Below are 20,636 nucleotides of genomic sequence, written 5' to 3'. Positions count from 1 at the left end.
CGACCGGCCGGTCGTCGGAGCCAGGAGACTGCCCGCTCGCCGCCGGGGCGCGCCGGCACAGCCGCATGCGGGACGGGCGTGCGTGGCCCCGCCGGGCCACCGATGCCGGGCAGCACATGACACTGGACCATGAGCGCTGGGGATGTGCGGTGGCGCGTCCGGATCCTGATCCGGACGCGAAGCGGCCACGAGGCCTGCGGCGGGCCCGTGCAGTCAGGACGTCGCCGGGGCCGGCCAGAGCGCTCGCAGGGCGCCTGGCACTCCGTCCAGCGCGGAGTCGTCCATCGCCAACTGGAGGATGTAGCCGGGAAGCATGCACATGAACGCGGCGGCCATCGCGTCGGGAGAGACCTCACGCGGGAGGGTGCCGCTCTGCTGGTGCTCACGGATGACGTCGGCCAGCGCCGTGCGCATCTGGGCCATCAGATCGTCGAGTTGCCTGGCCAGCGACGGGTTCCGCAGCGCCTCGGACCAGGCCAGCACGGAGAGACCGGCGATGCTCCGCTCGGCGGTCTTGACCTTCACCGCCTCCAGGACGTCGGCCATGAGGTCCCCGAAGGAACCGCCGGGCCGATTCCTCGCGACGCCCTGGACCATGGCGAGGACATCGCGCACGCTCTCCTCGACGATCGCCGTGATCACCTCGTTCTTGCTGGCGAAGTGCCGGTACACGGCGCCGGCCGACAGGCCGGACTCGGCGAACAGATCTTGCATGGACGTCGAATGGAACCCGTCGCGCAAGAAGCAGCGGCGCGCCGCGTCCAGGATCTGCTGACGGCGGGCTTCCATGTACTCCGGCGTGACCTTGGGCATGGATCCATCCTCGCAAAAAAACGAACCTTCGTATTAAGTTATCACGCCGGGCCTGGCCCGGGCGGGTTCCACGGAGGGCAGCCGCAGCAGTCCCAGGCGCCGTACACAACGAGGACGGCACCCATGTGTCACATTCAGCCTGCTTTAACTGTCGATCATGCGGGTTAAAGCTCTTGGGGGTGGTTGGTCATGGATGTCTACGAGGCGGCCACGACCCGACGGGCAGTCCGCGCCTTTACCGACCGGCAGGTCCCCGGCGAGGCGCTGGAGCGCCTGCTGGCTGCCGCCGCCTGGTCCCCCCTCCGCGTCGAACCTGCAGCCGTGGCACGTCTACGTGGTGACGGGCGGGCCGCCGGCCGAGCGTAGTCATGGGCAAAGCCAACCCGACCTGGTGCCCCATCTGGCCCGCGGCACGGCAACGCAGCTACCGGCCAAGCCACGTCCTCATCGAAAACGGCCGGCCACCCCCGACCACGCCGGGACAGGCGGGCGTGCAGGCCGAGGCCCCGGCGCGTGGGTCCAGGCGCAGCGCCACGTGTGGGACCGGCTGCTGCCGCCCGCAACCACCTGGCCTCCCGGCCTCGCGGCTGCCCTCCGCTGCCGTCCACCTCACCACACAGGACACGGTCTTGAACGGCGGCGTTCCGGCTGTCGCGTACTTCGTCAGCAGCCCTTTCCTTCAACGTGTTGCAGCGAGCGCCTTCCAGAAGGCGTAGTGGTGGTCGGCTGCGAAGTCGGTCTGCCCGATGCGGCCGGACGCGAGCCGCTGCACGTACGGGCTGTGGGTCGTGAACCGCTTCCACGCAGGCATGCCGTAGCCGTTCAACTGCCCCGTGCTCGCAAACCGGCTCCAGTAGGAGATCACCGTGTCCGACAGCCCGGCCTGTGCGGCGTCGAGCGGCTCGAACAGGTCGTTGTCGAACAGATAGGCCAGGTCGATCATGTGGCCGGTGCCGAGCGAGAAACTCGCCGGCCGCGGCACGTCCTTGAAGTACGGGGCCGAGGTCTCGGCGAAGTCGTAGGAGTGGACGGGGGTGTAGCGGGCCAGCGCGCGCTGGGTGTCGAGGGCCGCGGTTGACCACTCCGAGTCGGTCAGCACGGCCGACAGCGCCGCCCCGGGTGCCACGTAGTTCGCGGCCGGGTACTCGGCCAGGACCGCGGGAGCTTCCTTTCCGAACTGCTCGGTGACCTTCTCGGCATACTCCTCGGCGCCCAGCGGCCTTCCTGTCGAGATTTCGTCGAGCCCGGCCAGCCCGCTCATCTCGTCGTGAGTGGAGCCGTGCAGCACTGGTACCCGGGCGAACCGCCCGGCGGCGATGGCCTGCGACGGCGCCTCGGGCAGTACTTTGCCGTCCACCACGGGGCGGTAGCCGTCGTGTCCGGAAGCTGACGCCTTGATGAGTTCAGTGGTGGACCTGCGCCGCAGGCAGGAGTCGACGGCGTGCAGGTCGTCGCAGTCCGCGGCTTTGGCGACGGCGAGGCCGTTGGCCTGCGCCTGTGTGCGGGTGAACGAGCCGTCCGGTCCGACGCAGCCCGCGCTCTGCACGATCGCCTTGCTGAAGAGCCCGCGTGCCCCGGGTGAGACCAGCTGGGCGCAGACGCTGTACCCGCCACCTGACTGCCCCATGAGGGTTACGTTGCGCGGGTCCCCACCGAAGGCCCTGGCATTGCGGTGGACCCATTTCAGCGCGGCCTGCTGGTCAAGGAGGCCGAGGTTGGCCGGGGCGCGCAGGCCGGGTGAGGTGAGGAAGCCGAACGCGCCGAGCCGGTAGTTGATCGTCACGACCATCGCGCCCTGCCGGGCGGCGGCCAGTTTGGCCGCGCGGTAAGTGGCGCCGTCGCCGTAGGTGAAGCTGCCGCCGTGAATCCAGACGATGACCGGCAGCCGCCCCGTCGTCCGCCTGGCCGGAGTCGTGACGTTCAGGTAGAGACAGTCCTCACTGCCACCGCCCTCGATGGAGATGGGCTGGTCGGTCGGCTGCGCGCAGGCGCTCATCGGGGCGTGGGCGTCCCGTGGCGACGACCAATGGCGCACCGGCCGCGGCTCCTTCCACCTGGCTTCTCCGGTCGGCGGGGCCGCATAAGGAATGCCTTGGAACGTGCGCACCGCGTCAGCGACCGTGCCACGGACCGGGCCCTCGGCGGTCATCACCGTGGCGGGTAAGTCCTGGGCGCTGGGACGCGCGGAGGCGAGGCCGGCCGTGGTCATCGTGGCGGCGAGCGTTGTGGAGACGGTGGCCGCGACAAGGACAGCGACGCGGGACTTCATGGGTCTCATCCGGGCTCCCAGGATCGGTGTGATCTTGATGCTTGGAAGGTAGCCAAATATTGGGCAGATGCGCAAGACGTTCGCCCAAGGCGATTGCCTGAGGCGTTCGTTTGACGCAAACGCGCAGCCTCTTGATACGGTTCGCGCCATGGGAAACCGAGAGAAGCTGCTGGAAGCCGCCAGACAGTGCCTTTTCGCGAAGGGCTACGAGCGCACGACGGTCCGCGACCTCGCCTCCGCGGCGGGCGTGAGCATGGCGGCGATCGGCTATCACTTCGGCTCGAAGGAGGCACTGCTGAACCAGGCGCTCTTCGAGGCACTCGACTCGGGAGACCAAGTCTTCGGGCCGTCGATGAACGCCGGCGACCTCGGCGCACTGTGGCGCCGGCTGATCGAGGCGTTCTCCGTCAACGAGACCTTCTGGATCGCCAATCTGGAGACCGTTCTGCGCGCGCAGCGCGATCCGGAACTGCGTGAGCAGGTGGCTGCCGGGATGCGGCAAGGGCGCAGGGGCATGACACGAGAGGTCACCGGAACCCCCGAGACCGAGCTCTCCGAAGCGATGATCCGCACCGTCGGCTCGGTGCAGCTCGCCCTCGTCAGCGGCCTGATGATCCAGCATCTCACCGACCCCGAGTCCGCGCCCACCGCCGACGAGGTGCTGGCGGGCCTGCGAGCGCTGGCCACCCACCTGTCTGAGGAGGGGTGAGACCCGGTCCCCGGAACGAAGGCACAGGACCGCCACGGCGCCGCCCACCCGACCCGCCCTGGCGCAGGAGCGCGACCACCGGCTGCAGGTACTCGTTGGCCAGGTCCACGAAGCGGCGCTGTGCGTGCTCGTCGGGGAGGACCGCCTCGCCCGAAGCGGGAGGGACCTCGAACGCGCCGAGGCGCTCGAAGAGTTCCTCCAGGCTCCGCTCCCCCGGAACCTGATCACGTGACCCGCGATCTCCTCGCGCAGGCCAGCCGGAAAATCCACCTGCCCGGCAGAAACGACAGACCTCCCGTCAGACCGGTGCACGCACGCGATGTCCAGGCTTCCCTCGCCGGCGCCCTCAGGGCCTGCGCGTCAGCCCGTCCGCCGAAGCGGCGTTCGCCATGACCGACCCACTGCCGCACGCGGCCCGGGCGTCCTCGACGAGACGCCGGCCGAGTCGGCTGCCGAACGCCGCCGCGGAGAATGACCGGCGCGGTCATCGACGCTGGTCACCAGGGCTCTCGGCGCAGACCGGGTCGTCGATCGCGCTCACGGTGTACGGCGGCCGGCCCGGCGGCTCGTCGTTCTGGCTGTTGACGACGTAGAGCCGGCAGCCGTGGCGGGCCAACGTCGTGGGCAGGTCGAAGGGCTCCCCGGTGACGCGGTGCGTCACCGTGCCGGTGCGCAGGTCCGGGTCGAGCTCGGCAACGTAGACGCCGTTCGGCGCACCGTAGTTGAGCACCGCGTACAGCGTCCGTCCGTGCAGCAGCATCCCATCGGCGCCGAAGGACGCGCCGCCCAGGTCCACTTGGCCGACCTCCCGGGTGACGACGTCCACCCGCCACACCGCCTCGGTCCCGTTGGACGCCACCAGCAGCGTGCGGCCCGTCCGGTCCGCGACAATGCCGTTCAGCAGCCAGTACTGCGCGGGGAACTGCGGGAAAGCGGAGCGGATGTCCAGCCACGGCTCCAGCGGACCGGGCCGGCCGTGGCGGAGGGCGGCCCGGTACACCACGGGGTTGGCCCAGTCCGTGACGTACACGGCGTCGTCGGTGATCACGAGGTCGTTCAGGTCGGACGCACCGAGCGGCCCGCCCTGCGCCGTGCGTGCGGCGAGCAGGCGGCCGCGGCGGTCGTGGACGCTCAGCTCGGCGCCGCCGACCGAGTACACCCGTCCCCGGCCGTCGGTGTGCACGCCCCGTGTGCTCGGGCGATCCGCGAGGCCCTGCGCGCGGAAGGGCCGAAAGCGGGCGTCGCGGACGTCGCCGCGGTACAGCGCGCCGGTACCGTCGGAGGACACGTACATCGTGCCGTCGCGGTCGATCGCGATCCCCTCCGGCAGCACACCGGGCGCCCGGGAGACGACGTAGGTGCGCGGCAGTTCACGCGCGGCGGCCGGGGCGGCATGCAGGGGCAGGGCCATCAGGCCGGTCAGCAGGACAGCGGTGTACAGCCGCGGGAGTCGGGTGGTGCCGGGCATCGTCACAACCTCCGGGACATGTGGCGTGTGTCCCCGCGGCGCGGGGACACACGAGAGCCTGCCGGGGCCCCGGGAGCGTCCGCATCGCCTTTCACGTCTGGGCGAAAGGCTCCGCCGGGCCGATAATCAGTTGTCGTGATCCGCTTACACTTCGACACCGCTGATCTGCGCCGGGTCACGCTCGCCCCGGCGCCCAACGCCCTGTGGGAGGCGGTCCTCAGCGTGCGCGGACTGCGGGCGCCGGCCGCCGGAACGGGCCGCACGCACGCCGCAGCCAGGCAGTGGTGGCGGCGGTTGAACGGCAGCCTGGCCGACCGCGCCGGGGTCCTGCTCGACCTGGTGCCGCGTGACGGCTACCTGCCCGACTTTCTGCTCCAGCCGGCCGCAGCGGACCTCGCGACCGCCGTCGACCTGGCCGGGCGCACCCCCGCCGACCGCCTCGCCACCGATCTGCGCGTCCTGCCGGGCGCCCGCGGAACGAGCGGCGGCGGAACGAGCGGCGGCCAAGAGCCCCCGAGCCGCTGGACGCTGGAGCTGGCCACCGGGTCGCTCGCCGCACGACGCGTCCTGACCGCCGATCTGAAGAGCTATTACGCCTCGTCGATCGCCCCGCTGTGGCCACGGGTCCGCACCGACGGCGCGGCGGACCGCGCCCTGCGGTCGGAGATGCTGCTGCGCGGGGGCGTCGACGCGCTGCTGACCACACTCGTTCCCACCTGGCGCTGGGATCCCCCGGTCTTGCACCTACCGTCCCGCTACGACTACGAAATCCCGCTGTGCGGCCGCGGGCTGCTGCTCATACCGTCCTGGTTCGCCACCGGACCGATGATCGGTTACCTGCCCCACGAGCCGACCGTGCTCGCCTACCCGATGCACGTGCCCGACCCGGCCCGGGCCCCGGCCGCACCGCCAGGAGCCGCCCTCGGACCGCTTCTCGGGCGGACCCGGGCGACGGTGCTCCAGGCGCTGCGCGAGCCGGCCACGACCACCGCGCTCGCCGAGCGGGTCCAGGTCTCCCTCCCGACGGCCAGCCAGCACGCGGGGGTGCTGCGCAACGCCGGGCTGGTGACCACGACCCGGATCGGTACCGCCGTCCTGCACAGCCTCACCCCGCTCGGCGCGGCCCTGCTGTCGGGCGAACCGCCCGCGGCGTAGCCAAGCAACGCCCACAGGGCAACATCCGAAACGTGCCACGGCAGGCTGACGCCGTTCGACCGACCGAGCCCCCTGACACACGGCGGAGGTCCGGGGCCGGGACGGCGACCCGCGGGTGACCGAGCCCGCGCCGGGCACCGGCTGGGTCTCGCTGCAGGTGACCGGCGCGAACCGTTCCGGCACGTCGGTGACGGAGACGATCACCAGTTCCTCGGGGCGTTGGATGTGCTGCTCTCCCGGACGACCTCGCCGACGTGGTCCCACTCAGCGATCCGGTCTCAGCCTTGTGGCCAAAGGCTGCCTTCCGGAGCCGACCCGTTAGCCTCGCAGGTCAGACAAGTCCTCCTCACGGAGACTGAGACCGTTCGCCGCGAGGTTCTCCTCCAGATGATCGAGAGAGCCGGTGCCCGGAATCGCCAGCACCGACGGCGACTTCGCCAACAGCGAGGCGATGGCGACCTGTGCGGAGGTCGCGCCCAGGCGTGCCGCGACCTTGGCGAGCCGTTCGGCGTCGAGAGGGCCGCTGCCGATGCCGCCGCCGAGCGGAAAGTACGGCACATACGCGATGCCCGCTTCCTCGCACTCGTGCAGCAACCCCGGCTCGCCGGTGTGCCGGTTCTGCACCGCCGCGACGGGCGCGATCCCCCGGGCCTCTGCCAGCTGGGCGGCGTCGACATTACTGACACCCAGGTGCCGGATCAGCCCCTGCGCGCGGAGCTCGGCCAGCACCGCGAACCGTCCGGCGATCGACTCGCCACCCGGTCCGGTCATCCCGCCGACCCGCAGATAGACAAGGTCGAGCCGGTTCAGACCCAGAGAGCGCAGATCCGTCTCGACCAGGCCGCGCAGCTGATCAGCCGTCGCCTGCCCACTCGGCACACCGTTCGGTCCTGGCAACGTCCCCACCTTCGTCGCGATCACCAGGTCGTCACGGTAAGGGGCCAATGCCGTACGGATCAGCTCGTTGGCCCACACCGCGTCCCTGCCGTAGAAGCCGGCCGTGTCGATGTGGTTCACGCCCAGTTCCACGGCCCTGCGGAGCACGGCGATGCCCGTCTCGGGATCTCGCGCCGGACCGGCGAAGGTGCCCATCGCCAGGCGCATCGCACCGAAGCCGAGCCGGTTGACCGTCAGCTCTCCGCCGAGGGAGAAAGTCTTGATCGTCATGACGCTCATGGTGTCCGCCGCCACGACGCCCAGCGAGCTCGTGGCAGCTTGCTGCCAGACTGGCGGGATGCGGAACGAAGAGGTCTTTTCAGTGCGAGGAGACGCAGAGCTGACCGCGCGCGCAGGTCACCTCTTCGAGTCCGCACGGAGCGAGTTCCTGTGCGCCGCCCGGGATCTCAACACCTGGTCGCAACCGCAGACCAGGGCCTCGGTCCGGAATCGGATGCGCGCCGCAGAATCCGCTGACTTCACCCCTCGGAAGCTGCTCAGTCCGGTGGCACTCGCCGACGAGGAGGCCCGCGCACACCTGCGATTGGTGCGGAGTAAGGGCGCTCTCGTTCGCATCAGCCGCTCGCCGCTGCCACACGAAACCATCCTCATCGACCGGCGGGTGATGATCCTTGCCGGCCAGGAGACCCCCACCGGCCGCGAGTACACCGTGACGACGTCGCAGATCCTGGTCAACGGCGTTCACTCGCTGTTCCAGGCAATCTGGGACACCGCCGTCGATCTCGAAACCTATCTGCGCAGCGACGTCCAACACCTCGATGCCGACGGCCGGATGATCCTCAAAGCCCTCGGTTCGGGCCTGACCGACGAATCAGCGGCAGGACGACTCGGCGTCTCACTGCGCACCTACCGACGGCGTGTGGCGGAGCTGATGGCACAGCTCGAGGCCGACTCCCGCTTCCAGGCCGGGCTACGTGCAGGCGAGCTGGGGCTACCCCATTAACAACACAGCGATCGCGCCCCATTAGCAGTCTGCATGCCTGAACGCCCCAGACCACGCGACCAACCGTCACGTGTACCCCCGAAGGCGGCGACGACTTGGCAGTCGCCCACGGAGTCTGGCAGTTTCACTGTGCCGTAAGTGGTACGTACGCGAAGGCCGCGGTACAAACGCATTCGGGCCCGCGTCCAGCGGCCGGTTACCCCGAAGTACCGCAACCTCTGATCGCCGACCGCCCCCGACACCACCGGCGCCCGCAGAGGCCGGTGGTGTCGGGGCGGAAGCCGTACTGCGACTGCGTGCCGTCGTCTCCGACCGTCTGCACTCACATCCGAGCCGCCGGTCATGGCCCCACACCTCGGCGTGGACCGCCTGCTGCCGTATGGCGGGAGAGAGCGGCGTGCAGTTCGTCGCGGCGCACTTGCAGAGGTCCCCTCGTCGGGGTGGGGTGGGACCCGGGCCGGTTGCCGGTCGCGTGGTGGCGGGCACGGAGGGTGGCCTGCCGGCTCGCCCGGTTCCGCGCGAAGCCGCAGTCCGGCGGGCGGCAGGTGGCCCGGGGCCGGGTGCCTCGCACGGGGCATCGCCCTGTCCTCGCTCCGGGTGCGCCCCGGAGGGGACTTCAGCACGGCGCACCCCGGCTTCGCACCGGGGCCGGTCCCCAGGCCGTGCCGGGCGGCCGGGCCGTCCGGGACAGGGGTCTTTCCCCGGTGCGAACGGACCGGGCCCGGTGGTGTCCTGCAGGTCGTGCCCATGATCGCGAGGAACTCCGCTGACATCGATGTCCAGGCCGGGCCCCAGGCCCGGCCGGGGAGACGTCCGCCGCGATCGCCTGAACCTGAAAGGCCGGTCTTGAAGACCACATTCTGGGATGCCCCGGCGAACCGCCGCTCCCTGCTGCGCACGGCGGCCGCGCTGCCCGCAGCCGCCGCCCTGGCCGGCGGGGCCCTGGGGGGCACGGCTGCCGCTGCGGCCGAGACCCCCGGGCTTCCTGATTTCGCGCCCGTCCCGCCCGCCGCGACCGGGCCGGAACTCAACGACGCGGGGTACTTCGTGGGCCGGATCGACGGACACCTCTACTGGGTGACCGACGGCTTCTACCAGGCGATGTTCCTCAGCACCCGGGACGGCGTCGTCCTGGTCGACGCCCCGCCGACCATCGGCCACAACCTGCTGCGGGCGATCGCGGACGTGACCCGGGCCAACGGCCGTCCGGCGAAGGTGACCCACCTCGTCCACTCGCACTCGCACGCCGACCACGTGGGTGCCTCGTCGATCTTCGGCAAGGACGTCGTGCGCATCGGGCATGCCGAGTGCCGGCGCCTGCTACTGCGCGCCGCCGACCCGAACCGCCCGGCGCCGACCGTCACCTTCGAGGACCGCTACACGCTGCATGTCGGCGGGGAGCGGCTGGAGTTGGCCTACTACGGCCCGAACCACTCCCCGGACAACATCTTCATCCACGCGCCGGAGCACCGGACGCTGATGGTCGTCGACATCCTGTACCCGGGCTGGGTGCCGTTCAAGAACCTCGCGGTCTCCCAGGACATCCCGGCCTGGCTGCGGGCGCACGACATCGCCATGGGGTACCCGTGGCGGACCCTGGTCGGCGGCCACCTCGGCCGGCTCGGCGTGCGCGCGGACGGCGACCTCCAGCGCGCCTACATGGCCGACCTCGAAGCCTCCACCCGGGCCGCCATGAACCTGGATCCCACGCCCTACTTCGACAAGTACGGCCCGCTGGGCAACTCGTGGGCGATCTTCAAAACCTACCTCGACGCGGTGGCGGCGCAGGCCGCCGCACCGGTCGCCGCGAAGTACACCGGGGTCCTCGCGGCCGCGGACGTGTTCACGCTCGACAACGCGGCGGCCCTGGTCGAGTCCTTCCGCATCGACGCCGGGACGCTCGGCCCGTTCGGCACCCGTCCCTGACGCCGGCCCCCGGCTCCGGCTCCTGACCTTCGATCCTCCGGCCCGGTCCCGACCGACCGGGCCCGCTCACCCATCGTTTCCGCTCACGAGAAAGGCCCGACGGCCATGACCAGCCCCACACCCGTCCTCTTCATCCACGGCCTGTGGCTGCACAGCACGTCCTGGCAGCCGTGGATCGACCTGTTCGGCGCCGAGGGCTACGCCCCGTCCGCGCCCGGCTGGCCCGGCGACCCCGACACCGTGGAGGAGGCGCGGCAGAACCCCGAGAGCATCGCCGACCACGGCATCGACGACGTCGTCGAGCACTACGCGTCCATCATCCGGAGCCTGGACACGCTGCCGATCCTCATCGGGCACTCCTTCGGCGGCATGATCGCCCAGAAGCTGCTCGGCCAGGACCTGGCCGCGGCCGCGGTGGCGATCGACGCGGCGCAGATCAAGGGGGTCCTGCCGCTGCCGCTGTCGGCGCTGCGGTCGACGCTGCCGGTGTTCAAGAACCCGGCGAACAAGCACCGCGCGGTGTCCCTGAGCGCCGAGCAGTTCCGCTTCGCGTTCGGCAACGCCGTGAGCGAGGAGGAGTCGGACGCCCTGTTCGCGCAGTGGACCATTCCCGCGCCGGGCAAGCCGCTGTTCGAGGCCGCCGCGGCGAACTTCAACCCGCATTCGCCGGCCAAGGTCGACACCGAGAACTCCGGGCGCGGCCCGCTGCTGCTGATGTCCGGCGGCAAGGACCACACCGTCCCGGAGGCCGTCACCCGTGCGACGCTCAAGCAGTACCGGCACTCCGAGGCCGTCACCGACTTCATGACCTTCCCCGACCGCGGGCACTCGCTGACGGTCGACAGCGGCTGGCTCGAGGTCGCGGACGAGGCGCTGTCCTGGCTGCGGCGGCAGGGTCTGGAGGGCTCGCGGTGACCGCTCCTTCCCACGACCTCGGCCTGGAGGGGCAGCGGGCGGTGGTCACCGGCGCCGGCCGGGGCATCGGCCTGGCGATCACGCAGGGCCTGCTCAGGGCCGGGGCCCGGGTCGTCGCCGGGACCAGGAAGCGCACGGAGGAACTCGACGACCTGATCAAGCAGGGGGCGGAGCTCACCGTCGTCGAGGTCGACCTGGCCACCCCCGACGGCCCGGCCGCGCTGGTGGCCGCCGCGGTCGAACTGCACGGCGGGCTCGACGTCCTGGTGAACAACGTCGGCGCGGTGCGGCCGCGTGTCGAGGGCTTCGCGGCCATCACCGACGCCGACTGGGACTGGACGTTCACGGTCAACTTCATGGCCGCGGTGCGCGCCACCCGCAGCGCGCTGCCGCATCTCGTCGACACCGGGGACGGCCGGATCGTCACCGTCTCCTCGGTCAACGCCCGGCTGCCCGATCCGCTGGTCATCGACTACAGCGCCGCCAAGGCCGCCCTGTCCAACTTCTGCAAGGCGCTGTCCAAGCAGGTGGGTCCGCAGGGCGTGCGGGTCAACTCGGTGAGCCCGGGGCCGGTCGAGACCGCGCTGTGGCGGGGCGCGGACGGGGTGGCCGCGACCGTCGGCGCGAGCCTGGGCCTGGATCCGCACGCCGTCGCCGACACCGCCGCGTCCGCGGCGGTCACCGGGCGGTTCACCCTGCCCTCCGAAGTGGCCGACCTGGTCGTGTTCCTGGCCGGCCGGCGGTCGGGAAACGTCACCGGCGCCGACTTCCTCATCGACGGCGGCATGACCGACACCCTCTGATGATTCTGGAGCCCGAGTGAGATTCCACCTGCCCCGAAACCGCCGCCTGCTCGGCGCGGCCCTCGCCGTGGCCGTCGCCCTGGGGGTGACCACGTTCACCACGAACGCGGCCCCCGCCTCGGCCTCGTCCGCCGGCGAGCGGCTGCCCGCGGGGTTCAGCGAGCACAAGACCCGCGTCGCCGGCATCGGCCTGCACTACGTCATCGGCGGCCACGGGCCGACGTTGCTGCTCCTCCACGGCTACCCGCAGACCTGGTACGAGTGGCACGGCATCATGCCCGCCCTCGCCGAGCACTACACGGTCATCGCCCCCGATCTGCCAGGCGCCGGGCAGAGTGACGCCCCGCCCTCCGGTTACGACAAGAAGACGATGGCCGCCGAGCTGCACGCGCTGCTGGTGTCGCTCGGCAAGGCCGGCGACGTGCGGATCGTCAGCCACGACATCGGCACGATGGTCGCCTACTCCTACGCCGCGCAGTACCCGGCAACGGTGAAGAAGCTGGTCCTCAGCGAGGCGCCGATCCCGGACAAGGGCATCTACTCGATCCCCTCGCTGACCGAACAGGGGCCCGGCGTCTGGAACTTCGGGTTCTTCAACCTGACCGACGGCCTGCCGGAGAACATGATCAGGGGCCGCGAGGTCGCCTGGACCGCCGGCTTCATCGGCGGGTTCGAGGGCGTCCAGGGAGCGGTGAGCCCGGCCGACATCCGGGTGTTCGCGCACTACCTGCGCGACCCCGCGCACCTCGCGGCGAGCCTCGCCTGGTTCCGGGTGTTCCCGCAGGACATCCGCGACAACGAGGAGTTCGCGAAGACCCCACTGAGGATGCCCGTGCTCGCCATCGGCGCCTCCGGCAGCCTCGGCGACGCCCAAGGCGAACAGGCCGCGAAGTACGCCTCCGACGTCACCGGGGTGACCATCGCGAACTCCGGCCACTGGATCTACGAAGAGCACCCCGAGGAACTGACCGCCATGCTGCTCGGCTTCCTCGGCCGTCCCGCCTCGCATCTGGAGAAGTGATCGTGATCAAGAGTTTTCCCGGCTTCGAAGCCACCTCCGACACCGAGCCGTTCTGGTTCCTCGGCGGGCAGGCCCGGATCCTGCTCCCGGCCCGGGCGACCGGCGACGCGATGAGCGTGATGGAGTTCTCCGACCCGATAGGCCATGCGCCGTCGCACCACGTGCACGAGAACGAGGAAGAGTTCTGGTTCTTGCTGGACGGCGAGGTCTCCTTCTTCGTCGGTGACAAGCGCCACGACCTGACCCCCGGGCAGGTCGCCTTCGGTCCGCGCGGCGTGCCGCACAGCTATCTGGTCCGTTCCGAGGGCGCGCGGCTCGCCGTCGTCTTCAGCCCGGCCGGCATCGAGGAGTGGTTCAGGTCCAACGGTGTCCCGGTGACCGACGCCAGGGACATCCCGCCGGCCTTCGACCTGGCGTCGATCGTGGGGTCGGCCGAGGCCTTCAAGCTGCGCGTCACCGGACCGCCTCCCACGCTGTGATGCCCCAGCAGGTCTCCGCATCCAGACATCCGGACATTCGAAGGGAAGTTGACATGAAGGACACCCTCCTGCGACGCAGGAGCGTGCTGATCCCCGCGCTGGTGGCCGCGGCCCTGCTGGCCGTCCCGGCGAGTTCCGAGGCCGCTCCGCACTTCTCCGCCCCGGCGCCCGCCGCCGCGCACACCGCCAAGCCGACGGTCGTCCTGGTGCACGGCGCCTTCGCCGACTCCTCCAGCTGGAACGGTGTCGTGACCCGGCTGGAGCGCGAGGGCTACCCCGTCCTCGCCGTGGCGAACCCGCTGCGCGACCTGGCCGATGACGCGGCCTACGTCTCCAGCGTCCTCGACAGCATCCCCGGGCCCGTCGTCCTGGTCGGGCACTCCTACGGCGGCGCGGTCATCACCGATGCCGCCGCGGGCCACGCCAACGTCAAGGCCCTGGTCTACATCGCCGCGTTCGCGCCCGACCAGGGCGAGAGCGCCCTGGGGATCACCGGCGAGTACCTGGGCAGCCAGCTGCCGTCGTCCCTGGTGGTGCGGCCGTTCCCCGGTGGCGGCCAGGACGCCTACATCGACCCCGCCGCCTTCCGGAAGGTCTTCGCGGCGGACGTGCCGGCCCGCGAGACCCGCCTGATGGCGGCCGCGCAGCGCCCGGTGGCCGTGGGCGCGCTGGCCGCGCCCAGCAGCGCGCCGGCCTGGCGGACCATCCCGTCGTGGTATCTGGTCGCCGACGCCGACCAGGCCATCCCGCCGGCCGCCGAGCGGGCCATGGCCCAGCGTGCCCACGCCCACACCGTGACGGTACGGGGCGCCTCGCACGCCGTGGCTGTCTCCCACCCGGGAGCCGTCGCGGACCTCGTCGAGGCGGCCGCCCGGGCCACCGACTGACCGACGGGCACCGGTTGACGTCCGCCGCCGGGCGGCGGGCGTCAGCCGGCCGGGGGCTGATCGCCGTGGCGGGTCAGCGCGGCGGCCAGCTGGCCCCGGGAGGCGATGCCGAGCTTGGGGAAGATGCGGTACAGGTGCGAGCTGACCGTACGGTGCGACAGGAACAGCCGCTGTCCTATCTCGCGGTTGGACAACCCCTGCGCGGCGAGCTCGGCGATCTGGGTCTCCTGCGGCGACAGCAGTTCGCGCGGGTTCGCCGCGGGCTGCCACCCGCGCTCGCCCGTCGCACGCAGCTCCTGGTCTGCGAGGTTCGCCCAGGTGCGGGCACCGACGGCGTCGAACGCCGACCGTGCCGCCCGCAGCGGTCCGCGGGACTCCACGACACGTCGCTGCCGGCGCAGCCACGAGCCGTGCGCCAGGTCGATACGGGCGCGGTGCCACGGCAGCCCGGAAGCCGCGCCGTCCTTGGCGGCCCGGAACAGCGACTCGGCCGACGCGCGGTCGGCCAGCACGGCCCTCGTGTACTCCAGGGCGATGGCCGCCCCCGTGGGAGGGGCATCGCCCACGAGCCGTTCGATGGAGGCCAGCGCGGTTCTCACCTCGGCCCGCCGATCGGTGCGGACGGCGGCGTCGGCCAGGTAGCCGAGCGCCCACACCTGCTGCATCCGCTGGAACGCGGGGTCGGCGGGCTCGAAGACGCGGTGCAGCTCGCCGTACGCCTGCTCGTGCCGGTTCGCGCCCAACTCGGCGGTGCCGCGGGCCAGCTGCACGCCGGCCAGCAGGGACGACGCGGCGATCGGGGTCCGAAGCGCCACGTGCTCGGCCTCGGAGAGCAGGACGTGACGGGTGTCCCAGCCCTCGCGCACCGCGTCGATCAGCGCCACGGCGATGCGCGCGGTCGCCGCCCACAGCGACTGGCCCGTCTCGTCGGCGAGCCGCACGGCCTCGTCCGCCGAGCGCGCCGGGTCGAAGACCCCCAGGTAGACCTCGGCCCAGGCGCGTATCGCGAGCGCTTCGGCGAGCAGGCTCATACGGCCCTGGGCGCGGAGTTCCCGGACGGGGGTGGACAGGAACCCGACGGCCTGGCGGAAATCGCCCGTGCAGAACGCGGCGATGCCCAGCAGGCCGGCGAGTTCCGGCTGCCCGTCGGCGTCGGCCGGCCACCGGGCGAGCTGCTCGACCACCATCGGCGTCCGTTCGTGGAACCCGCACAGCGCGTGCAGGGCCAGCAGCCGCGGGTCGTGGGCCGGCAGGTTCACCTGCTCCGCGGCCCGGACGATCTCGTGCCGCACGGCCGGACCGGGATCGCGCCACCACACTCTCCGGGCCGCGCCGACCAGCAGCTGCATGGCGAGGTCGACGTCCTGTTCGCCGGTGGCGTGCTCGGCCAAGGCCACCAGGTGGCGCACCTCCGCGGGTTCACCCGTGGAGCCGTCGTGGAAGACGCCTTCGAGCCACGCCAGCCGCGACCGGTCGCGGTGCCGCAGCGTCATCCCCGCGACCTGGGCCTTGATCTGCTCGACGTGGCTGAACCGGCCGAGCTGGAAGCCGAGCTCGGCGGCACCGAGCAGACGTGCGGCCTGCGACGGCGGGTCCGGGCTCAGGGCAGCCGCCCGTTCCAGCCACGCGGCGGCCGAGGCGATCGCACCGCGGCGCTGGGCGTTCCCGGCGGCCTGCTCCAGCTCGGTCGCGATCCGTTCGTCACGTCCCGACACCGAGGAGGCCAGGTGCCACACCGCGCGGTCCTGATGACCGGTCAGGACGCCCGCGAGCGCTGCGTGGGCCTCCCGGCGTACGGCCGCCGGCATGCCCTGCCGGAGGGCCGAACCGACCAGGGGGTGGGCGATGCGGTACCGCTCGCCGGTCACGGTCAGCAGCCCGTGCTCGAAGGCCGGTTGCGCCGCGCCGAGGTCGACCGGCGAACCGTGGAGGATGCCCGCGGCAGCGAGGACGTCGCCGAGGTCGTCGCCGTCGTCCACCGCGGCGACGGTCAGGACGGCGCGGACGGCCGGGTCGAGGTGCTCGGCACGCGTGGCGAACGCCCGCTCCAGGCGGGTGGTCATGGGCAGGTCCTCGTCGAACTCGGTCCACGCGTACCGCCCCGACTCCAGCGCGCCGGCGAACTCGACCAGGGCGAGCGGATTGCCCCGCGCCTGCCGCAGCACGCGTTCTCGCACGGCCGCCGGCAACTGCGGCGCCCGCCCGTCCAGCAGCTCGGCCGACGCGGCGTCGTCGATGCCGTCGAGTTCCGTCCACTCGATCGTGTGGGAGTCGGCGAACGGCAGGGCCTCGGGCCGCGACGTGCACAGCACGATCACCCGCTCACCGGCGATCCGGCGGCTGACGAAGGCCACTGCGTCGATCGACGGCTGGTCCATCCAGTGGAGGTCGTCGAGGCAGACCAGGACCGGGCTGTCCGCCGCCGCGTCGACAAGCAACTCCAGCGCCGCCAGGAAGGCGAAGAACGGGTGCACCTGGATCGCGTCGCTCATGGCGAAGCAGACGAGCAGGGCGTGGCGCTGCAGGGCCGGCAGGCGGTCGGCGCGGGAGAGCAGGGGCCGCAGCAGTTGATGGAGGCCGGCGAACGGCAGGTGCGTCTCGGACTGGCTGCCCCGCGCGGTGAGCACGGTGAACCCCGTGGATCGCGCGCGCTCCACGACCTCCGCCTGCAGCGCGCTCTTGCCCACCCCGGGCTCCCCGAAGAGCCCGATCGCACGACCTCCGGAATCGACCGCGTCAAGGTGCCCGAACAGGGATTGCAGTTCGTCGTCGCGCCCGACGAGACGCCGGTCGTTGGTCGTGCTCACAAGAATCGATCATGCGGTCGACGCCGCCGCATGTCCAACCGCGCCGGATCGCGGCGCGGCCGCTCGGCCGGCCGCGGCCGGGTGGAGATCAGCCAGCCGCCGGCCCTTCGAGTGCGGCGGAGATCCGCCGGCGCGAGGTGATGCCGAGCTTGCGGAACACCTTGTTCAGGTGGAACTCGACCGTCGAGGTCGTGATGAACAGCCGGGAGGCGATCTCGGCGTTGGTCAGTCCCGATGCGGCCAGCAGCGCCACGTGCCGTTCCTGGGGCGTGAGATCGGACCGGGTCTCCGGGACGCGCCGGCGCGCCTTCTCCCCGGTCGCGAGCAGCTCGATCCGGGCCCGTTCGGCGAACAGGGCCGCGCCCCAGGCGTCGAAGGACTCGTACGCGGCCCGCAGGTGGTCCCGGGCCTCGGACCGGCGCTTGCGCCGCCGCAGCCACTCGCCGAACAGCAACCGTGACCGGGCGTGTTCCGCGGCCAGTGGGACGCCGGCCAGGAGGTCGATCGACTCCCGGTACCACCTCTCGGCCTCCGCGTCCTCCCCGGTCAGGGCCCGGCAGCGGGCCAGCAGCCCCAGTGCCCAAGGCGTCCCGGCCAGCAGCGCGCGATGTTCGAGCCGCTGGAGCGCCAGGACCGCCGTGGGCCGGTCGCCCGCGCGGACGGCGGCCTCGACGAGGAGCGGCAGCATCAGATTGCCCTCCGACGGGAAGTCCTCCTCGTAGGCGGGCAGCGCGTGGCGCAGCGCCTCGTCGTAGCGCGCCATCCCCAGGTCGAGGATGCACCGGGCGTGGAGCGCCAGTTGGCGCAGCATGCCCAGTCCGAACGTCGCGGCGACGGCGTCCATGGCCGCGGCAACGGCGCGCACCTCGCTCTCCTTGCCCATCCATGCGTACAGCAGGGCCTTGTTGAGATCGCCCTGCATCGCCAGGCCGATGGCCGCGGCGTAGTCGTCGGCCTCGGCCAGAAGCCCGTCGGCCGTGGTCAGCCGCCCGTTCCAGATCTCGGTGTACGCCTGGACCGTCAGGGACAGGGTGAGGCTGTACAGCGCTCCCTGGCTGCGGTTCTCGGCGGCGAGCCGGCCGGCGATCCCGGCGTACGCGTCGATGTCCCACACGTCGCCCGCCGCGAGGCCCACGATGATGGCGAGCGGGCTGGCCATGTCGTGGAGTTCGGCCGACGCGCAGAGTTTCGCCAGGGCCTCCTGGATCACCGGGACGCTGCTGTCGTAGCCGTAGGCGGTACGCAGGGCCAGGCCCTCGATCAGCCGGTCGGGGCTCCAGTCCGGGGCGTTCTGGCCGGGGGAGGCGCCGATCACGGCCTTGGCCACCTCGGCCAGGGTCGTGCGGTGCATGGTGTGCTGGGCGATGACGGCGGCGTGCATGGCCTCGTAGAGCAGCTCCCGGGTCATACGAGGATCCGCGTCGCCGAGTTCGGCCACGGCGTCGAGCATCATGGCGGGGACGCGGTCGTTGCGGGTGTCGAAGAGCTCGGCCGAGGCCCGGATCCGCAGCGCGAGGGCGCGGGCGGAGGGCCGGTCGAGGGCGGGAAGGGCGAGGTCGAGCAGGGGGTGCACGGCGGCGTGGTCGCCGGAGGCCAGATGGGCCTGGGCCGCGCCGAGGTAGCGCTCGGCGCGTCCGGCCGGTTCGGTGGTGAGTTCGGCCGCCCTGGACAGGAACAGCGCCTGGGCGGAGTAGCCGCCCCGGGCCCGGGCCCGGTCCGACGCGGCCTCCAGGTCCGCGGCCGCCGCGTCGTCGGTGCCGAGGACCGCCTCGGCGCGGTGCCAGGCACGCCGGTCGGGGACGCGGGCCGGATCGCTGGCCGCTTCGAGGGCGGCATGGACCCGCCGCCGGTCGTCCCCGGAGGCCGCCGCGTAGACCGAGGAGCGGATCAGCGGATGCCGGAACCCGGCGCCGGGCCCGTGCTCCAGCACGCCCGCCTCGACGGCGACGGCCGCGGCGCTGGCCGGCAGGCCCAGCGCGCCCGCCGCGTGCCGGACCACCGCCAGGTCGTCGGTCGGCGCCGCCGCCATGAGGAGGAGGAGCGTCCGGGTGTGGGGCGGCAGCGCGGCGACGGACCGCCGGAAGTGCTCCTCCAGGAGCCTGCTCACCGGCAGCGGCTCCGGCAGGGGCGCGACCCCGGCCAGCTGCTCGGCGCCCAGGTGCGCGGCCAGTTCGACGAGGGCCAGCGGATTGCCCCCGGTGCCGGTCACGATCCGGTCCGCGACGGCGGGGTCCAGGTGCCCGGCGACGGCACGGGTCAGCACCTCCCGGGCGTCGGTGGCGGGCAGCCCGCCGACCCGCAGCGAGGGCAAGGCATCGAACAGCCCCCGGTCGCCGAGGTCGTCCCTGGCCGCGAAGATCAGGCCCAGGGAGTCGGCGTGCAGCCGCCGTGCGACGAACGCGAGTGTCGCGGCCGACTCGGGATCGAGCCAGTGGACGTCGTCGATCAGGCACAGCATCGGCAGCTCCGACGCCGCGCCGGACAGCAGGGTCAAGGTCGCGAGCCCGACGAGGTACCGGTCCGGGTGCGGTGTGTCGGTCAGGCCGAACGCGCCGTTCAAGGCGGCCTGTTGCCGGGCGGGGAGCCGGTCGGTGCGGTGGAGGTGCGGCCGCAGGAGCCGGTGCAGCGCGCCGTAGCCGAGGGGCTTCTCGGCTTCGACGCCCACCAGCCGGGTCAGCACGACACCGGTGGCCTCGGCCGCCGCGTGGTCCAGCAGCCGCGTCTTGCCGATCCCGGCCTCGCCCACGAGCACCAGGACGCCGCTGAGTCCCTCGCGTACCGCGTCGAGCAGCCGTCCGATCGCCTCGCGTTCGGCGGGGCGGCCGACCATCGCCCGCCCCGCCGCGGAACGAGCCCCGCGCCACACCATGGGAATCCCCTGTTCATCGCGTTCCTGACGTGAGAACACGCTAGGCGCGCGATGGCGGCGCAATCGACCGTCACATGACGGTGGTTGTGCGCACGTCCCGCAGCAGAACGCGGCAGGGCCCCCGGCGGGCGGCCAGCCGGGAAAGCCCCGCCGTGCGCCGAGGGGCCCTGCGGTGGTTCAGCGGTGGGGCGTCAGGCCGTGGTGGCGGTGACCTCGGCCGCGTTCATGGACACGTAGCGGTGATCGCAGACCATCCAGCGGATCCCGGGCGGCCGCGAGGCGCCGCTGGTGCACAAGCGGGTATAAGGCATCGATTCGCGCCCGGTCACCCCGTCCGAACTGCCGCAGAGCATCAGCGTCCAGCCGATGTCGAACCGCGACACCCCCGATCCGTATCTGGTGCGCACCCAAATCCTCGACGCCGTGGTGGACCTCGCTCATCAGCTCCGTGAGCGCCGTCAGGTGGCCCGGGGCATCACTCTCGCTGTGTCCTTCTCCGGTGGCAGCGGCGTGTCCCGGTCCCGGACCTCCACGAGGGCGAAGACAGAGGCGTGTGCCAAGGCCGGCTGACAGATGTCCTTTGACCGTGAAGTAGGTGGCACTGTCATCCCAATC

At 72.0% G+C, this 20,636-nt stretch carries 18 protein-coding genes; 11 read left to right on the top strand and 7 right to left on the bottom strand.

Features of this window, described 5'->3' with window-relative positions; translation table 11 throughout:
• Positions 1-213: 213 nt before the first annotated feature.
• Positions 214-813: a TetR/AcrR family transcriptional regulator gene (locus tag ABZ479_RS16115; protein WP_500462183.1), complete on the bottom strand. Its 600-nt coding sequence runs from the start codon at positions 811-813 to the stop codon at positions 214-216.
• 189 nt (positions 814-1,002) lie between these two features.
• Between ABZ479_RS16115 and ABZ479_RS16110 the strand changes: the two genes are divergently transcribed.
• Entirely contained in the window at positions 1,003-1,179 is a 177-nt protein-coding gene (locus ABZ479_RS16110; RefSeq protein WP_500462182.1) for a nitroreductase family protein, read from the top strand.
• A gap of 313 nt (positions 1,180-1,492) precedes the next feature.
• On the opposite strand, the gene ABZ479_RS16105 is transcribed toward ABZ479_RS16110, so the two are convergent.
• Complete coding sequence (locus ABZ479_RS16105; protein WP_500462181.1) at positions 1,493-3,082, bottom strand: carboxylesterase/lipase family protein; 1,590 nt, start codon at positions 3,080-3,082, stop codon at positions 1,493-1,495.
• A 67-nt stretch (positions 3,083-3,149) separates the two neighbouring features.
• Here ABZ479_RS16105 and ABZ479_RS16100 point away from each other — a divergent pair, with 67 nt between their 5' ends.
• Positions 3,150-3,791, top strand: a complete 642-nt coding sequence (locus tag ABZ479_RS16100; RefSeq protein WP_500462180.1) for a TetR/AcrR family transcriptional regulator — start codon at positions 3,150-3,152, stop codon at positions 3,789-3,791.
• Positions 3,792-4,275: 484 nt separating this feature from the next.
• On the opposite strand, the gene ABZ479_RS16095 is transcribed toward ABZ479_RS16100, so the two are convergent.
• Entirely contained in the window at positions 4,276-5,259 is a 984-nt protein-coding gene (locus ABZ479_RS16095) for an NHL repeat-containing protein (RefSeq protein WP_500462179.1), read from the bottom strand.
• 135 nt (positions 5,260-5,394) lie between these two features.
• Here ABZ479_RS16095 and ABZ479_RS16090 point away from each other — a divergent pair, with 135 nt between their 5' ends.
• Entirely contained in the window at positions 5,395-6,414 is a 1,020-nt protein-coding gene (locus ABZ479_RS16090; RefSeq protein WP_500462178.1) for an ArsR/SmtB family transcription factor, read from the top strand.
• A 318-nt stretch (positions 6,415-6,732) separates the two neighbouring features.
• On the opposite strand, the gene ABZ479_RS16085 is transcribed toward ABZ479_RS16090, so the two are convergent.
• The gene (locus ABZ479_RS16085; RefSeq protein WP_500462177.1) at positions 6,733-7,581 is read right to left on the bottom strand and encodes an oxidoreductase; all 849 of its coding nucleotides are present in this window, start codon (positions 7,579-7,581) and stop codon (positions 6,733-6,735) included.
• Between the two features lie 67 nt (positions 7,582-7,648).
• Here ABZ479_RS16085 and ABZ479_RS16080 point away from each other — a divergent pair, with 67 nt between their 5' ends.
• The 7 genes from ABZ479_RS16080 to ABZ479_RS16050 all read left to right on the top strand — a co-directional run bounded on the left by ABZ479_RS16080 (position 7,649) and on the right by ABZ479_RS16050 (position 14,345).
• Positions 7,649-8,314 (top strand): DNA-binding response regulator, encoded by a 666-nt coding sequence (locus ABZ479_RS16080; RefSeq protein WP_500462190.1) that lies wholly within the window; start codon positions 7,649-7,651, stop codon positions 8,312-8,314.
• An 846-nt stretch (positions 8,315-9,160) separates the two neighbouring features.
• Positions 9,161-10,240: an MBL fold metallo-hydrolase gene (locus ABZ479_RS16075; protein ID WP_500462176.1), complete on the top strand. Its 1,080-nt coding sequence runs from the start codon at positions 9,161-9,163 to the stop codon at positions 10,238-10,240.
• 105 nt (positions 10,241-10,345) lie between these two features.
• Positions 10,346-11,155 carry an alpha/beta hydrolase gene (locus tag ABZ479_RS16070; RefSeq protein WP_500462175.1) on the top strand — a complete coding sequence of 270 codons (810 nt, stop codon included), beginning with the start codon at positions 10,346-10,348 and terminating at the stop codon, positions 11,153-11,155.
• Positions 11,152-11,958 (top strand): SDR family NAD(P)-dependent oxidoreductase, encoded by an 807-nt coding sequence (locus tag ABZ479_RS16065; protein WP_500462174.1) that lies wholly within the window; start codon positions 11,152-11,154, stop codon positions 11,956-11,958. Before ABZ479_RS16070 ends, ABZ479_RS16065 begins: the two co-directional genes overlap by 4 nt.
• A gap of 16 nt (positions 11,959-11,974) precedes the next feature.
• Entirely contained in the window at positions 11,975-12,979 is a 1,005-nt protein-coding gene (locus tag ABZ479_RS16060; protein ID WP_500462173.1) for an alpha/beta fold hydrolase, read from the top strand.
• A gap of 2 nt (positions 12,980-12,981) precedes the next feature.
• Positions 12,982-13,458, top strand: coding sequence for a cupin domain-containing protein (locus ABZ479_RS16055; RefSeq protein ID WP_500462172.1), 477 nt, complete (start codon positions 12,982-12,984; stop codon positions 13,456-13,458).
• Between the two features lie 53 nt (positions 13,459-13,511).
• Complete coding sequence (locus tag ABZ479_RS16050; protein ID WP_500462171.1) at positions 13,512-14,345, top strand: alpha/beta fold hydrolase; 834 nt, start codon at positions 13,512-13,514, stop codon at positions 14,343-14,345.
• 41 nt (positions 14,346-14,386) lie between these two features.
• Here the strand turns inward: ABZ479_RS16050 and ABZ479_RS16045 are convergent, their stop codons facing one another.
• The 3 genes from ABZ479_RS16045 to ABZ479_RS16035 form a co-directional block, all read right to left on the bottom strand.
• Positions 14,387-17,152 carry an ATP-binding protein gene (locus ABZ479_RS16045; protein ID WP_500462170.1) on the bottom strand — a complete coding sequence of 922 codons (2,766 nt, stop codon included), beginning with the start codon at positions 17,150-17,152 and terminating at the stop codon, positions 14,387-14,389.
• An 88-nt stretch (positions 17,153-17,240) separates the two neighbouring features.
• Positions 17,241-20,021, bottom strand: coding sequence for an ATP-binding protein (locus tag ABZ479_RS16040; RefSeq protein ID WP_500462169.1), 2,781 nt, complete (start codon positions 20,019-20,021; stop codon positions 17,241-17,243).
• A 191-nt stretch (positions 20,022-20,212) separates the two neighbouring features.
• A complete protein-coding gene (locus ABZ479_RS16035; RefSeq protein WP_500462168.1) occupies positions 20,213-20,404 on the bottom strand; it encodes a hypothetical protein in 192 nt (63 codons plus the stop codon).
• On the opposite strand from ABZ479_RS16035, the gene ABZ479_RS16030 reads away from it, so the two are divergent.
• Entirely contained in the window at positions 20,388-20,591 is a 204-nt protein-coding gene (locus tag ABZ479_RS16030; RefSeq protein WP_500462167.1) for a DinB/UmuC family translesion DNA polymerase, read from the top strand. The genes ABZ479_RS16035 and ABZ479_RS16030 overlap by 17 nt on opposite strands.
• Positions 20,592-20,636: the final 45 nt, after the last annotated feature.

The sequence above is a fragment of the Streptomyces sp. NPDC005722 genome (assembly GCF_040630935.1).
In the GTDB taxonomy this organism is placed as follows: domain Bacteria; phylum Actinomycetota; class Actinomycetes; order Streptomycetales; family Streptomycetaceae; genus Actinacidiphila.
The sequence above is the reverse complement of the archived record's forward strand: the minus strand, read 5'-3'. Positions and strand labels throughout refer to the sequence as shown.

Coding starts and splice junctions, on each gene's coding strand:
- ABZ479_RS16100 (WP_500462180.1), top strand. CDS start 3,150: ATGCGCAAGACGTTCGCCCAAGGCGATTGCCTGAGGCGTTCGTTTGAC.
- ABZ479_RS16095 (WP_500462179.1), bottom strand. CDS start 5,259: ATGCCCGGCACCACCCGACTCCCGCGGCTGTACACCGCTGTCCTGCTG.
- ABZ479_RS16110 (WP_500462182.1), top strand. CDS start 1,003: ATGGATGTCTACGAGGCGGCCACGACCCGACGGGCAGTCCGCGCCTTT.
- ABZ479_RS16115 (WP_500462183.1), bottom strand. CDS start 813: ATGCCCAAGGTCACGCCGGAGTACATGGAAGCCCGCCGTCAGCAGATC.
- ABZ479_RS16105 (WP_500462181.1), bottom strand. CDS start 3,082: ATGAAGTCCCGCGTCGCTGTCCTTGTCGCGGCCACCGTCTCCACAACG.
- ABZ479_RS16030 (WP_500462167.1), top strand. CDS start 20,388: ATGTCGAACCGCGACACCCCCGATCCGTATCTGGTGCGCACCCAAATC.
- ABZ479_RS16070 (WP_500462175.1), top strand. CDS start 10,346: ATGACCAGCCCCACACCCGTCCTCTTCATCCACGGCCTGTGGCTGCAC.
- ABZ479_RS16040 (WP_500462169.1), bottom strand. CDS start 20,021: ATGGTGTGGCGCGGGGCTCGTTCCGCGGCGGGGCGGGCGATGGTCGGC.
- ABZ479_RS16085 (WP_500462177.1), bottom strand. CDS start 7,581: ATGACGATCAAGACTTTCTCCCTCGGCGGAGAGCTGACGGTCAACCGG.
- ABZ479_RS16080 (WP_500462190.1), top strand. CDS start 7,649: ATGCGGAACGAAGAGGTCTTTTCAGTGCGAGGAGACGCAGAGCTGACC.
- ABZ479_RS16050 (WP_500462171.1), top strand. CDS start 13,512: ATGAAGGACACCCTCCTGCGACGCAGGAGCGTGCTGATCCCCGCGCTG.